Origin of the sequence: Flavobacterium ginsengiterrae, assembly GCF_039539785.1 — a bacterium.
Lineage (GTDB): Bacteria > Bacteroidota > Bacteroidia > Flavobacteriales > Flavobacteriaceae > Flavobacterium > Flavobacterium ginsengiterrae.
The window spans coordinates 1,095,682-1,110,119 of sequence record NZ_BAABDU010000004.1 but is presented as its reverse complement, the minus strand read 5'-3'; the positions used below and the strand labels follow the sequence as shown (position 1 = coordinate 1,110,119).

Sequence of the window (14,438 nt, the reverse complement as noted above, 5' to 3'; positions counted from 1 at the left end):
TGACTATTGTTTATCTCTGTAAAATGTATACGGAATGTAGTTTACTTCAATTTGAAGAGCATCTATATCAAAGTAACCTGCCTTAGGTATAAAATATTCAATTGGAGTTACATCAAGTAAGGCAGGATCTTGAGAATCATTTGGGTTTCTAGCAATAGAAGTCTGAATTTTATTCAATACAGGAATTTTGATTCCTTCTGCTTTCTGAATAGCGTCAACTAAATAAGTTTTAACAAAAGCTCCATTGAATTCAATGTTTCTTAAATGATCTTTTACAGCGTCAAGGACAGGGAAAAAGCTTCTGTCTAGAATTAAAGAACCATTATCTGTATCTAAAGGATTGTTTTTTAAGTCTAATTCGTATTGAGCTAATTTTTGCAGTTCTTCTGGAGAAGGCTTGCTTAAAGTTTTTAACTTATAATATTCAATATCTTTTGGATTAATGTAAATGCTTAAAGGATCTACGTAAACATTTAGATTTAATTTTAAGATATCACCATCATCAGAAGTTATGTACACCTGATTTCCTGCATCTTTAATTTTTGCGATATATTCCTTAAAAGCAAAAAGTTCATTTAGAACATCAATTCTGGAGATTTTATCACCTTTTTCAGCAGCGACTTTTATAAAAACAACTCCGACTTTATTATGAAAATAATCTGAGAAGATTTCTTCTACATTGTCTTTTTTTGGATTCAGGATTGTCTCAAGATCAACTTCGCTAACAGCGCAGTGTTTTATAATTTTAGATTCTTCAATTTGTGCGTCAGTTAGATTTGTAGTGTCAAATTGATACGAACCATCTTTCCAGACTAAAGACATTCCGTTGCTTGAATTTGGATCTAACGGCGAACCATAGTGAAAATTTAAAGCTTGTTCTCGGTACCAGTTTAAAGTGTGCGGTCTTGAAATTAAAGCATTTTTTTCGACTATTTTTTCGTGCACCCAAATAGCAGTAGCCACAATATTAATCCACAACCTCCAAATGCTGGTTCTTGAAGAATTATTTAATTCATTGAGGGAACTTTGTTTATTTTTTTCGTCCAGAATTTCATTCTGAATTTCAGCAATTGTACGTGCCATATTTTAGTTTTAGGTATAGTTTAACCTGTAAGACATGTAAAATATGCTTATAGGTAATTGTTTATGATTTTTGTAAATACTACAGAGTTGTAGTTTCTTTTTAGAGATTCTAAAAGAGTAGAATTAAGATAAAAATTGATTTTTAGTAAATAATAAAATCATCTTCTATAATCATATAGTCAATTCCGGAGAAATTGTCCATCAAAAATTTTTCTTCTTCAGTAAGAGCTGTTGCAGGTTTTTGATTTCGAGAATTATAATATTCTACAATATCTTTTTTAAAGGCTTCTCTGCCTGTTTTTAAATCTTTATATACAGAAAGGTCTTCTGTAAGATCAAATTGGTCATTGTCTTCTAAAATGTCGAACACTTTTTCAATACTTCCGTATTCTTGCAGGGATAAATCAAAAATGTTTTGATTTTCTTGTGGTTTAGTAGTTTCCATCGATTTTAATGTTTTGTAAATCGTTGACATCTAATATTTTTACATGAAAGTTGTCATACGCTAATTGTTTGTCTATTTCGTTTTCTAGTCTCAGCCTCGAAGTTGCATCTGGGCTGTTAATGTATTTTTTAATTCCTACACCAAGAATTGGAAACTCCTTGTAGCTTCCTTTTTGGCTAAGCAGTAAATGTTCTATATTTTGCTGATCCGAATCTTTAATGGCGAAGTCACCGTTTTCAATTAATAGATCTTCATCTATGATAAAGTCTTTCATATATTGTTACTGTTTTGTGAGATGATTTAATAAAAAGGGAGTATGATTTTCTTTAGATTTGCGCGCGATAATCTTTTAGATTTCATACTGTAAAAATACGCCGTGCTTTTGCTTTAACCAAGATTTTTGAAGCAATGAATCTGTAGTTTCAGTAAGTTAGTTCGTTTGATTATCAGTTGTTTATTTTGGTTTAGAGATAAGGTTGATAATGATTTCAAAAATTAGTTTTATGATATTATTTTTGAGAGTATTTAATTTAATTTTTGATATTCCGGCAGTTTGTAAAGTTTGCAGTGAAACCAAATCAAGCTGACTTTTTAATAGCCATTCTAATTCTTCTTCGTTAATGTCACCATTTGCATAAAGAATAGTCCAGCGCTCTAGTTTTTCTGCAGATGTTTTCAAAAAGTTATTTAAATCTTTTTCCAATTGTGGTTTATAATCTTTATAACTATTGGTTAAAAGTGTTTTTAATTTCTCCTTTAGTTCTTGGGTTAAAGTTTCTATATTCATTAATTTAAAGAGGTTAAGTTGATTAATTCCAAAAGTTGTTCTTTAGATTCTTTGTCTTTGTTTATTTCATATTGAATTAACAAATCAAAAGCATTTAAAATCTGCTTTTTAGATTCGTCCACAAAATATGGAGATAGAGTTTCTTTGGTTTGCCAGTGTTTAAAGAAACCTGCTAATAGATTTTTTTCTTTATCACTAAGTATCTGCCACATAGCAAAAGTGATTTCATTATTAGGTTTATTTTTTTCGTATTCTGTCAATTTTTCCATTTCCAAAATCAAGGCTTCAACTTCCGTTTTATTGTTTTCATAAGGAGTTATTGCCTTATCTATAATTTTAGATGTCTGTACTTTGAGTTCCGTTGTTTTTTGATAAGAATATTGATCGAATAAAGCTGTTTTTGTTGATTCGCAAGACGCTGTCAGAATGAAAACAAAAATTAGAAATGTTATTATTTTTAAATTTTTCATATGATTATTTATATAAGATTACATAATTCTTTTTGTCACGTTTTAGTTTACTAAGCAGTTTCCAGTCGTCGTAACCTTTTTTGTCAAAATGCGGAAGATCTTTAAAAGTTTTCCAGTCTCCACCCCAGTTCCAGCCATGTTTTTTGAAGATATCGACACATTCCTGCCAGTCAGAAATTTGATCGTCGTCCCAATCTTTTGCAGTATCCCAAGAAGCAGTTTTTCCATCGATGATTAAACAAATATCTACTGCAAAACCATAATTATGAATCGATTGTCCGCCTTTGGCATTGGTTACTTTTTTTCCAGGTTTTGTTCTGCCAAACGCATAGAGATCTTCTTGTTGCTGAAAAGTTCTAAGTCCTTGTGTAATGCGTACTTTCGCTCTTCCTGTGAGAGCCAGATCACATTCTTCGATAATTTTGGTAACTTCTTCCCTGACAGAAGGATGAAGCAAATCAATGTGTTTTTTTGTTGTTTGATCCATATTGAAATTTATTAATGATTTAAGAATAAAAAGCCTTTCCAATTGTTTGAAAACAATCAGAGAATGAAAACGCAATCAAATTATTTGTGCGTTTTTTGAGTTCTTTTGGGAGAAAAAAATGAAATAAAATCTAGAAAAAATCTTTTTTTATAATCTCGTTTTGAGATTATAATGTGTTTTTAATTATACTGTAAAAATACGCCGAAGTTGCCTGTTTTAGAAATAATATAGCTTTGTAAATCAGTAGTTTCAGTAGATCTAAAATTCTTTTTTCAGATTTTTTTTGTAGATTGAGATTGGGAGAAAAGGCAAAAAAATACCCGCTTTTCGAGTTTAGAAAAACGGGTTTATTATTAATGATTAGGTTAATTACCAAACGGAAACGTATCGTATTATTTTGTCTTCATTTATATTTAGTTTTATGCTGTTTTTAGTGATTTCTAACGAAGCGATAGGAGAATCATCTACTTCATAAACTAATAAATCATTTTTTTCAGTTTTCGTATATTCTTTTCCTTCAAGAGCTTCGTCTATTATTTCCAAAGGAATTTCTCTATTGAATTCTAAAAAAAGATTTTGCATGTAATATTCGCTTCTCCAATATCTCTCCATAAATTCATCGTCGGAATATTCTTCGTTATGAAATTGAGTTGTCATACCGATAACTTCTTTTCTAAAAAAATTATAATAAATAGATCTGTCTTCACTTATAATTCTTCCATTCCCATTAATAGAAGATAATAAATTGTAGTCATCAGAATCTAAAGAAATGGTACGATAGAATTTATCTCGCGGATATTTATCTATATATATATATATCATTAGAAAAATGAGTTCTTCAAAAGAGCAAGTTTCTACATAATCTTCAAAATGCCTTTCATCCCAATCAACTGCATCATAGTAAAGGCTTCTTCTGTTTAGATAGTTTTCTTCTGTTAGCTCTAAATTAAAATATAGGAAGTCTAGTTTTGGTAAATTGTTCATAATTGGACTTTAAGGAAAACTCTTCTATGATTTGAAGTAAGAGTAGGATTTTTGTATTAATTTAAAGATTGAAAAACAAACTGATTTTAATTTAGAAAAAAGGTATGTTTTAAAAGAGAATAAGTTTTTAAAGACTAAAAAAATTAATAGAGGGAAATATATACTATCACTTTATCTTCGTTAATATTTAGTTTTATACTGTTCTTAGTAATTTCTAAAGAAGCAATAGGGGAATCCTTTACCTCATAAACCAATAAATCTTCTTCTTGGATTTTGGTATATTCCTTGCCTTCAAGAGCTTTGTCAACTATTTTCATAGGGATTTCACTATCAAATTCTAAGAATAGATTTTGCATATGATATTCACCTGTCCAATGTTTTTCAAGCAGTTCTTTGTCAGTGTATTGCTCATTATGATACTGAGCATACATTGTAATAACATTTTTTCTTAAGAAATTGGATGATATATATTTATCTTCGGTTATAGCTCTGCCTATTTTATTGGTGTATGACAGTAAGTTTAGCTTCTCCGAATTTAAAGAAATAGTTGACTCAAATTTATCTCTAGGATATTGATCCCTATAAATATAAATCATTAAAAAAATTAGTTCTTCAAAAGAACAGGACTCAACATATTCTTCAAAATGCCTTTCGTCCCAGTCTGTTTCTGCGTAATAAAGTTCTCTTCTATTTGAATAGTTTTCTTCTGTTAGCTCTAAATTAAAATATAGGAAGTCTAGTTTTGGTAAATTATTTATCATAATTTTTGCTTTTAAATCAAATCTAACCAATTACAGAATTACCAAACGGAAACGTATCGTATTACTTTGTCTTGATTTACATTTAGTTTTATGCTGTTTTTAGTTATTTCTAATGAAGCGATAGGAGAATCGTTTACTTTGTAGATTAATAAATCATCTTTTTCGGTTTTGGTATATTCTTTTCCTTCAAGAGCATTTTCAATTATTTCAAATGGAATTTCCTGATTAAACTCTAAAAAAATATTTTGCATGTAAAATTCTCCATCCCAATATTTTTCCATAATTTCATCATCACTATATCGCTCATGATGGTATTGAGCATTCATTCCAATGACTTCTTTTCTTAAGAAATTATAATTAGTGAATTTATTTTCAGTCACAACTCTTCCTTTTTCATTAGTGAAATTTGATAAAATTTCCTCTTTAGAATCGTGAGATATACTAAGTTCAAATTTACATCTAGGATATTTTTCTCTATGTATATATATCATTAAAAAAATAAGTTCTTCAAAAGAGCAACTTTCAGCATAATCTTCAAAATGTCTTTCATCCCAATTAACCTGATCATAATAAAGTTTCTTTCTATTAATGTAGTTTTCTTCTGTAAGTTCCAGATTAAAATATAAGAAGTCTAGTTTTGGTAAGTTATTCATATTTTTTTTAACGCATTTCAAATCAAATCATTATTATCAAATTTCAAAAGAATTATCTAATTGAAACATATAAAATTACTTTTTCTTCATTGATATTGAGCTGTATGCTGGTTTTAGTAATTCTCAATGTATCAATGGGGCTGTCTTTCACCTTATAAATTAATGTATCAAGATCTTTAGTTTTTGTATATTCTTTTCCATCTAGAGCTTTGTGAATTATATCTATAGGAATATCTCTATTAAATTCTAAAAAAAGATTCTGCATATAATATTCTCCACTCCAATATTTTTCAATAATCTCATCATCTGTATATTGTTCATGATGGTACCAAGAATTCATTCCAATTACTTCTTTTCTTAAGAAATTGTTATAGATAAATTTATTTTCAGTTACAATTCTTCCATTTTGATTGGTATAGCATGATAAAATTTGCTCTTTAGAATCTAGCGATATGATATATTCGAATTCATTTCTTGGATATTTATCTGTATATATATGTATCATCAAAAAAATAAGTTCTTCAAAAGAGCAAGTTTCAGCATAATCTTCAAAATGTCTCTCATCCCAATCAACCTTGTCATAATAAATTTTTATTCTGTTTAGATAATTCTCCTCTGTACGTTCTAGATTAATGTATAAAAAATCCAGTTTTGGCAAATTATTTATCATATCTATTTTTTATTTTGTGAATTTAGTATATTCGATGTAATCTCTAAACTGCTCTAATAATGTTTCTGCATAATATTTTGACTTTCTTTATCAATTGCCTTTTTTGTTATTACATGTCCGTTTACATATTCGTATTTGAAGACATGATAATTTTTTCTCCAAATTTTGAAATTGAATAGACGGGCATTAATTTATCATCTAATAAATAAAGAGAATTGGGACTTTCCTTTCTAATTTTAAAGTCAGGTAAGATACTAACAATTCTAAGTTTAATTTCCGTTTTTTATCTATAAAAATTCGAGTTTTGTACTGATCGGAGATTACTTTATAATTTTTATCACAAAATAAAACTTTGTATTTATTCAATCGATCTTTTCCAAATGTTTTAAAAGAAGCATCACAGATATATTTATTTTGTATAAGTTTATCAATATCTGATAAATATTCTATTTTAATGTTTTTATCGAGACATTCTTTGGTCTGAGAATTACAAAAGGAAGATGCAAGAAAAAAAATAGTACGAAGAAAACTAATTTATTTATTCTTGATTCGATCATCTTTTTTAAATTCTAAAGGAATTGGATTTATTTTGAAAGAGATTTTATGAACATTAACTTTAAAAAGTATCATATAATAATATTACAGTTGGTTTAGAAGTATTTTTTATTAAAAAATAACTAACCACTTCTTTATTCATATAATGAGTGCGATTTAGGGCTTCTAATAAAAAAATACTTTCCTTATTTTTTGGATTTTTGAATAAATAACTTTTTGAAATATAGAAATATGGGTTGAAATATTTTAGCTCTACATTATTTTGTTTTACAATTTCATCGACACTAATCTTAGTTCCTTTAATGGTAAAAAAATCACTATGAAATTTTTTATAATCAGAAGGAGTATATTCATATGTGTTGAAATAAACATTATCAGCTACTTTAATTTTTTGAAGCTGCAGTGAATCTCTACTGTCAGTTATTGTGAAACCTTTTATATAATACTCTATATCTTTGTGATTTATTAAACTATAGTTGTCAATATCAATTTTATTTTCTTTTAAAAGACTTTTAAGATAAAGTTCTTTTTTAGTTGGTTTGCTTTCAGAAGTACAACTTAAAGTCGCATATATTAACGTAATAATAAAAATGTAATATTTTTTCATCTTATTCTATGGTTTTGTATTTTTTTTCAGTACTGGTCTTTTTTAGAGATTTTCCATATTCTCTTTTTTGAAAGAAATGTCTTGAATCAAGTGATTATATAAAATACTCTCCCTCATTAGCTCTGTCGTTATAGCCTAAATAAGAATTTCTTCATCAGGGTTCAAGTTGTATTTTAAAAGAACTATCTGTTAAAACTTCTTGACTGGTCTGTTTATCATAATCAGAAATAAAGATTTTTTGTTCCGCCTCCATTACTATGTAGGGCGAAATAATTTTGAAAATGAATTCCTTCATAATATAGCCGATAATTGGCAGTGAAAGTATCAGCTAATAAAAAGGTTTTATCTTTTTTACCATTAATCAATCTAAAATTAATTACTTCTTTATTTTTATCTATAGCAGGAAAAATAATTAGTTTATAGTTGTTTTTGAGATAAGCGATCTGCGATTTTATTGTATCGTTTTGTTCGTCAAAAAAAAACTATCGATTGATTTTTTTATGTTTTCTTCTTTCTTAAGAGATTCACTCTTATGCTTTTTACAGCTGATAAAGCAAATCAATAAGATGATTAAAAATTTATTTTTCAATTTAAACTTTTGGATATTTTAGTTAGATTGTTGTTAGAAGCTTATCTGTTTTTACTAATGATTTTGATTCTAAAATTTTCTGTTTTATGATTTTTCCTTTCATGTTGATTTTAAAACAAAGATATACATAAACACTTCCTACTGAAGTGTAAGAAAAATTATAAAGTTCAATTGCTAAAATAGTGTAATCTGTTTTATTTATTGAAGATATTTTATTTGGAATTAAATTCTTATAATCAGTTATATTAATTTCGTCAATATGGTGTTTATTTATCTCTATTAAAGGATTTTGAGAAGTATTAACTTTAGTGATCAATTCCTTATTGATGATTTTATTATTACATTCATCAGTAATTGTGTTTTCTGTTTTTAGAATTATTTCAATATCATTTCCATATAAATTTTCATGAATGTTAATTATGCTCACAGAGTCGTTTATAGGTATACGGCATGATTCTATGCTTTTTTGTATATATTGAAATTTTTGATTTTTGTTCTGAGCATTTCCAATATTAAATATAAATAAAAGAAAAATTAGTGTTTTCATCATAGGTTGCCTGTTTTACTTTTTTTAAAACTAAACGCTGTTGATTTGTAAAAAATTGTGGTTCCAAAACTTCCTTTAAATACAGATATTGATTCAAATGTAGATTCTTCCAAAGTTGTAGAGTTTGTCCAGTTTGTAAAAGCATATTTTTTGTGATCAGAATGTATAAATAACCACTTTTTCCAATTTTCATTATTATTTATATCTGCTCCTTGCCAGCCAATTGCTTTGTCAGAGTAATCTATACCAAGATTTCCATTATTAAAGTATTTAACAGCTTTTATGGTATATTCAATAGCAATTTTCATTTTTGAATTTTCGTTCCTTCCAAGTTCATTTTTATTAAAATCAATAGCTTCACCTAGTTTAATATTTAAAAAGTTGCGAAATGCTGGATTTCCTTGAGCTCCATAATGAAATTTATGTGCATACGTTTTGTCATCCCATTTATTTCTCATTTTAATTAAAGTATTATTTAGAGACCAATCTTTTTTGTATACTTTAACTTCAGATTCTATTAATTGTTTATGATGGTTCATAATTATAAATGGAATTCTTTTTATTACATCTGTTGAAAATCCGGATTCTGAATACGCTAAACCTGCTATTCTAAGAAATACTTCATTTTTTATATTTAAAGATTCGATATTGTTATAAGATAAAAAATATTCTCCATTTTTATCTTTTTGCGTGGATTTCCCACTACAAATATAAACATTCTCTACACTTCCCTCATTTTCCAGTTCGTTTATTTTTCCTTCAAAAGTTCCGTCTTCATTATAAAAATGTCCATTTATATATAGAAGACGATCAAAAAAAGTATCAATATTTTTTTTATCAAGTGTTAGAGGTTCTATATGAGATTTTTTAATCTCAATCATTTTAATCAGCTGATTCACTTCTTCAGCATTCCTATCATCCTCAATCTGTTGTCGCCAAATGTTGAGCATAATTTGTCTAAACCTTGCCATTTCTGAAGCGCTGGTATCATTTAGTTCTATGTTATGGTTTTTTGTATTCATGATTTTGGTTTTACAGAAAGAGATAATATGCTTTTTCTAAAGAATTTCTACTTTTACAGGTTTTGGCTGAATATGGTCTGAAAATGCTGTGGTAATATTGAGACGTAAATCATCTTCTTGCTCAATTTTGCCATCACCACCGAGATAGCAATTTTTAAAAAGGACTTCAAGAGCTTTAAATTCGTCCATTTTAGAAGCCTGTAATACAGCGGCACGGATACCCATGTCTGGTTTTTTGAAATAAGCAAAAAGAGATGTGTCATCATCATCTTTAATAGTGAGTTTAACTACTTTTTTATGTTTGTATTTCCATTGATTTAATTGTGCCTGAGTGATATTTCCATCAAGAACATCGACGTTTTTTGATTCGGTTGATTTCATTTGAATATTTTATTTTTATAAAAAAAACTGCTTGAGCTGCATTTCAGGATGAAAAATGCTCAAGCAGCCTGTGAAGTAAATAATTACCTGTCTAAAAACGGACTCATTAAGAGCTGTAGAAATAATTTGCTGACAGAAATCATACTGCTTTTTGAGTTTCTTTTCTGTATAACGCTATAAAATTGGTTTTCTCTTTTGAGTCGGTTTTTTAAACAAGAATTTAAATTAAGGAATGTTTAGAATGATTAGTTCCATTCGATATGAGAGCAGATCAAATCAAAAGAAACCGCAATTTTAGTGTCTCCCTGGCTGATTCCTCTGCTGTTTGAATTGAATTCGCAGTTTCTTACTGTATGTGTAATTACTTCATTGCTGTCGTCTAAATAACTTACAATAATGCTAAAAGGGTTAATATCCTGTAATCTTTGTCCTTTTGGCAGGGCTGCTAAAATAGCTTCAACTTCATAATTGTATAAAGTGATCGAAGCTTTGGCTTCGTATTTTCCTCTACCTCTGTGTACTGGCATATCACCAGCTCCGTAATGGTTTTCTTTAGAAACTGAGTCGCTGTAGTTTACAGCCGTAATACCAGTGACAATATTTCCCGCAATACTTACTTCGATTGATGACCAGCTGTGTTGTTGTCCGTTAATTAATGGCAATTTATTCATAGTGTAGCTTAGATTTTCTTTAATAATATTTATAACGTTTTATGGCTATCATATAACGATATGGTTTTGTTTTTTAATTTTCCTTGAAATGTAATTTCTAAAAATTAGGCCTTATCGATTCCGAAAGGATTTTTGAATCCTAAGTCAACCATAATTTTACGGGCAGTTCCAATAGGAGTGATTTCAGCTTTTACTTTTAATTCAGAAGTTGCCAAAATGTTTTGTTTTGGATCTACATACACATCAAAAGCAGATACTTCCTGATTTGCAACCATGCCTTCAAGAGCGCTTCTGCATAAACCTTCAAAGCTTTTTGAAACAGATTGAGGTAATTTACCATCAATGTCTACTAAAACCGGAGAAGCTAATTTTGGCAATAAAGCAGAACGTAACAAACGAGTAGCTTTGTTAATTGTACGGTTGTTTTCGATATAAGCATAGTCTGAAGTACCAGTTGTACAAGTGTGGCTGTCATTGAAATATACACCAGCAAGACCCGTGTGAGTTTGGCTAAAGATGTATCTTTTTTCGTTTAAAGTTCTTAAATTACCTAAAGATTTAATTTCCTTTCCGCCTACAAAACCTGGTTTTGCAAAACCTTCTCCTGTAAGATTAAATTTTTCAATCCATGCAATGTTTTCAGAAACTTTTGCTTTAGATAAAGCTCCTAATGCTAATCCAACGGCAGCAGTATTTTTGTATGAGTCTTTGAAAAGAGCAAATTCTAGAACATTTCCATTTTCTTTTTTTAATCCATTAGCATCTTTTACGTTATAAACATTTGAAGAATTCTCTACAGGAATTAATTCTTCGTTTGGAGCCAAAGTATAAACTTTGTTGGTGTTTTTTTGGATTAATTTTTGTTCAAATGCTTTTTCAACGTCCATAGCCACTACAACTGATACGTTTGCATTTGCTTCTGCTAATGAAGGAGAATCTTCTTCTGTTGCGACATCAAAACCTTTTCCTTCTAAGATAATTTCAAATGGCATGTAATCAACAAAAGCCAAATCAGCTTGTCCTTGTGCGATAGCGGCGGCGGCTTTTGTTTGTGCAAATGTTGTTTCTTTTGAGCTGATAATTGCCATTTGACGAATGTTTCCATTTGCTTTTTCCTGCATTTCCATTGCTTTTTTTACAGTTTCAGCATAAGAAGCTGTATTAACGGCCATGATATACAAATCGCCAGATGGATTCATTCTAAAAAACTGCTGAATTTGATAATATGCAGATTGTCCATTGATGTCGTAGCTCTCTGTAATACCAAGAGCTTCTGCATCTTCTAATGAAGCCAAACGTTGGATTTTATCAAATTTTAATTCTGATGTTTCGCTGCCATCAAAAAGTAACCCAGAAACCATGTCCTGCTCTGGACTTCTTCTTCCTAATCCGCCTGATAATTTGTTAATTACTACATCGTTTAATGTACTCATAATATAAATTGTTTTAAAATGTTTAAGAATGTATTTGATTTTTGTTTAAAAAAGGGCAAAAGAGTGGCTGTAGCAAGTAGTTAAACTTGTTAGAATGAAATGTGTTTTTTTTGTAATTTGATTGTAATTCTTAATCCAAAATCGAGGATTATTATTTTTGGGGTTTATGTAAGAATTAGGTCTTTTAGTTTGATTTTACCTTTGGTATATGGTAAAATTTATCTTTTGTTAACGATAACAAATTTAAAGCTCATAGATTATTTTTCCAATTTTTTGAAGCCTTAAAGCCAGTAGTTTCAATTCTTTAAGCTTTGGCTTCTGTGGCAAGTCCTTCGTTTATTATGGTGTAAATAGTTCGCTCTGTAAGGAACAAAGTGTCTGAAAGTTCTGCAACTACAACTTTCATTTGTTTAGCTTGATTAGTGTTAATATAATTCATAACATAATCTCTCCTTTTGTCTAATAATGTTCTGCTTCTTTTCATGATTTTGTATGTTTATTTTTTGTTTTGAATGGCTTTGAATAGTTGTGCTGCAGTTCTTATGACTAAATATTGTTGCTTAAATCTACATTTCCTTCAACTTGATTTGGATTTATTTCAAGAATATCTGAGGTTAAGTTGTAGCCAAGGTTTTCTAATTCTTCATTGCTCAATCCGTTATTGAATAAAATATATTTCTTTTTTAAAACATTTTCGATCAATGTTGTTTTGTATGTGATCTCCCAGATAAAGTAATCGTTTTTGTCCCAGTAGTCGTATTCATTGCAATACTGTTTTTCTTTAACTTTAAATGTTGAATTGTTATCAATAAGTGTATTATTATTACTCGTTGATAATATTGCTTTATCAATGCGCTGTGCAATTTCAAAAACCTCTTCATAATTTATTGAAGAAGATGTTTTGGCAGGCATTACAACATAAAGACAAAAAGAAACATCGGCTTTATAGTTTTTTTCTGAAGATGTTTCCCAAAAAATATTTTCGTACTTAAACATCACTATTGGTTTTTCAATAGGAGTTTTAAAAACAGCATCACTATACAAATGAACTGTTAACGCATCAGAATTAAATTCTGTTTCAACAGCGTTTTTCTTTTCGTTATAAAAATCTTTTAAAATCATATGTTGGATTATTTTTAAGCAAATTTAAAACATATGTTTTGTTTTTGCAAACATATTACATATAAAATCGCAATAGTTTCAGTAATATGATTTAACTGTTTGATAGTGAATATGTATGATAATTCAGAGATTTTAATATTTTTAATTACTGATAATCAGTATATTTTTGAATTTTTTACAAAAAATTAGGATTATATGCTGTATATTATGTAGTTTTGCAACATATACTTGAAGTTTTAGTTTAAGTAAAACATATTACATAAAAAATAAAACGAGTTGCAACATGGAAATACATGATAAGATAAAACGAATTATAGATGAAATGAAGTTAAATAATAACTCATTTGCAAAACTTATAGGAGTTACAAGTACTACAATTGACAGTATTACTATTGGGAGATTACAGTCAGATGGCGAGCGAAAAAGAACCAAACCTGGTTTTGATTTGCTTCAAAGTATTATTACTCACTGTAATGTAGATCCAGATTATTTTTTTGGAAATAGTGATGAGATTTTTACAGATAAGTCTAGTAATGCAGTTAGTTTGCATATTCCAAAAATTATTACAGTAAATGAAGAAGGAGATGAAAATATTAATTTTGTTGGAGTAAAAGCGCGAGCAGGTTACTTAGACGGATATGCAGATCCGGAATATATGGAAAGCCTTCCTTCTTTTAGTATGCCAATGCTAAAAAACGGTACTTACAGATGTTTTGAAATTAAAGGGAACTCAATGTCGACTACAATACATGACGGAGATTATCTTTTTGGAAAATATGTAGATAATTTTGATGATATACTCGACGGAAGAATTTATGTAATTGTCAGCAAAAATGATGGAGTAGTGGTAAAGAGGGTTTTAAACAGAATTAGAGAAAGTGGTAAACTCATCCTAAAATCAGATAACCGAGACGGAAACTATCCAATGTATTCTATTTATGCCGAAGATATTCTAGAAGTTTGGTATGCGAGTATGTATGCTTCGAGACAAATGCCTGATCCGGTTAATATTTATGAAAAACTTCATGCTCTGGAAAGTAAATATTATGAATTGGAAGAATCTTTGAAAAAGAAGTTGAATTAAAACAGTAAGAGTTAAATACGCTTTATAAACAAGAAAGAGAAAGTCTTATCGTTTAAGACTTTCTCTTTCTTGTTTAATAGATGTTTT

The 14,438-nt window shown here is 28.7% G+C and carries 19 protein-coding genes; 1 reads left to right on the top strand and 18 read right to left on the bottom strand.

What is annotated here, in order from left to right:
* Positions 1-3: 3 nt before the first annotated feature.
* The 18 genes from ABD859_RS15390 to ABD859_RS15305 all read right to left on the bottom strand — a co-directional run bounded on the left by ABD859_RS15390 (position 4) and on the right by ABD859_RS15305 (position 13,267).
* Positions 4-1,083: a hypothetical protein gene (locus ABD859_RS15390; RefSeq protein ID WP_345145470.1), complete on the bottom strand. Its 1,080-nt coding sequence runs from the start codon at positions 1,081-1,083 to the stop codon at positions 4-6.
* A 142-nt stretch (positions 1,084-1,225) separates the two neighbouring features.
* Positions 1,226-1,528, bottom strand: coding sequence for a hypothetical protein (locus ABD859_RS15385; protein ID WP_345145469.1), 303 nt, complete (start codon positions 1,526-1,528; stop codon positions 1,226-1,228).
* Positions 1,515-1,802, bottom strand: a complete 288-nt coding sequence (locus tag ABD859_RS15380) for a hypothetical protein (RefSeq protein ID WP_345145468.1) — start codon at positions 1,800-1,802, stop codon at positions 1,515-1,517. Before ABD859_RS15380 ends, ABD859_RS15385 begins: the two co-directional genes overlap by 14 nt.
* A gap of 180 nt (positions 1,803-1,982) precedes the next feature.
* Positions 1,983-2,315, bottom strand: a complete 333-nt coding sequence (locus ABD859_RS15375) for a hypothetical protein (protein ID WP_345145467.1) — start codon at positions 2,313-2,315, stop codon at positions 1,983-1,985.
* A complete protein-coding gene (locus tag ABD859_RS15370; protein ID WP_345145466.1) occupies positions 2,315-2,785 on the bottom strand; it encodes a hypothetical protein in 471 nt (156 codons plus the stop codon). Before ABD859_RS15370 ends, ABD859_RS15375 begins: the two co-directional genes overlap by 1 nt.
* 4 nt (positions 2,786-2,789) lie before the next feature.
* Positions 2,790-3,272: a M15 family metallopeptidase gene (locus ABD859_RS15365; RefSeq protein ID WP_345145465.1), complete on the bottom strand. Its 483-nt coding sequence runs from the start codon at positions 3,270-3,272 to the stop codon at positions 2,790-2,792.
* Positions 3,273-3,641: 369 nt separating this feature from the next.
* Positions 3,642-4,256 (bottom strand): hypothetical protein, encoded by a 615-nt coding sequence (locus ABD859_RS15360; protein WP_345145464.1) that lies wholly within the window; start codon positions 4,254-4,256, stop codon positions 3,642-3,644.
* 143 nt (positions 4,257-4,399) lie between these two features.
* On the bottom strand, positions 4,400-5,017 hold the full coding sequence (locus ABD859_RS15355) for a hypothetical protein (protein WP_345145463.1): 618 nt from the start codon (positions 5,015-5,017) through the stop codon (positions 4,400-4,402).
* 38 nt (positions 5,018-5,055) lie between these two features.
* A complete protein-coding gene (locus ABD859_RS15350) occupies positions 5,056-5,670 on the bottom strand; it encodes a hypothetical protein (protein ID WP_345145462.1) in 615 nt (204 codons plus the stop codon).
* A 52-nt stretch (positions 5,671-5,722) separates the two neighbouring features.
* Complete coding sequence (locus tag ABD859_RS15345) at positions 5,723-6,340, bottom strand: hypothetical protein (protein WP_345145461.1); 618 nt, start codon at positions 6,338-6,340, stop codon at positions 5,723-5,725.
* A 616-nt stretch (positions 6,341-6,956) separates the two neighbouring features.
* Positions 6,957-7,502, bottom strand: coding sequence for a hypothetical protein (locus tag ABD859_RS15340; RefSeq protein WP_345145460.1), 546 nt, complete (start codon positions 7,500-7,502; stop codon positions 6,957-6,959).
* A 611-nt stretch (positions 7,503-8,113) separates the two neighbouring features.
* Positions 8,114-8,641 (bottom strand): hypothetical protein, encoded by a 528-nt coding sequence (locus ABD859_RS15335; protein ID WP_345145459.1) that lies wholly within the window; start codon positions 8,639-8,641, stop codon positions 8,114-8,116.
* Positions 8,638-9,660 (bottom strand): hypothetical protein, encoded by a 1,023-nt coding sequence (locus ABD859_RS15330; RefSeq protein ID WP_345145458.1) that lies wholly within the window; start codon positions 9,658-9,660, stop codon positions 8,638-8,640. Before ABD859_RS15330 ends, ABD859_RS15335 begins: the two co-directional genes overlap by 4 nt.
* Positions 9,661-9,696: 36 nt before the next feature.
* Entirely contained in the window at positions 9,697-10,041 is a 345-nt protein-coding gene (locus ABD859_RS15325; protein WP_345145457.1) for a hypothetical protein, read from the bottom strand.
* Between the two features lie 245 nt (positions 10,042-10,286).
* A complete protein-coding gene (locus ABD859_RS15320; protein ID WP_008461938.1) occupies positions 10,287-10,712 on the bottom strand; it encodes a hypothetical protein in 426 nt (141 codons plus the stop codon).
* Between the two features lie 104 nt (positions 10,713-10,816).
* Positions 10,817-12,145, bottom strand: coding sequence for a DUF2586 domain-containing protein (locus ABD859_RS15315; RefSeq protein WP_345145456.1), 1,329 nt, complete (start codon positions 12,143-12,145; stop codon positions 10,817-10,819).
* 304 nt (positions 12,146-12,449) lie between these two features.
* Positions 12,450-12,629: a hypothetical protein gene (locus ABD859_RS15310; RefSeq protein WP_035690512.1), complete on the bottom strand. Its 180-nt coding sequence runs from the start codon at positions 12,627-12,629 to the stop codon at positions 12,450-12,452.
* A gap of 62 nt (positions 12,630-12,691) precedes the next feature.
* Positions 12,692-13,267, bottom strand: a complete 576-nt coding sequence (locus ABD859_RS15305) for a hypothetical protein (RefSeq protein ID WP_345145455.1) — start codon at positions 13,265-13,267, stop codon at positions 12,692-12,694.
* A 283-nt stretch (positions 13,268-13,550) separates the two neighbouring features.
* On the opposite strand from ABD859_RS15305, the gene ABD859_RS15300 reads away from it, so the two are divergent.
* Entirely contained in the window at positions 13,551-14,351 is an 801-nt protein-coding gene (locus ABD859_RS15300) for an XRE family transcriptional regulator (protein ID WP_345145454.1), read from the top strand.
* The last annotated feature ends 87 nt before the right edge of the window (positions 14,352-14,438 follow it).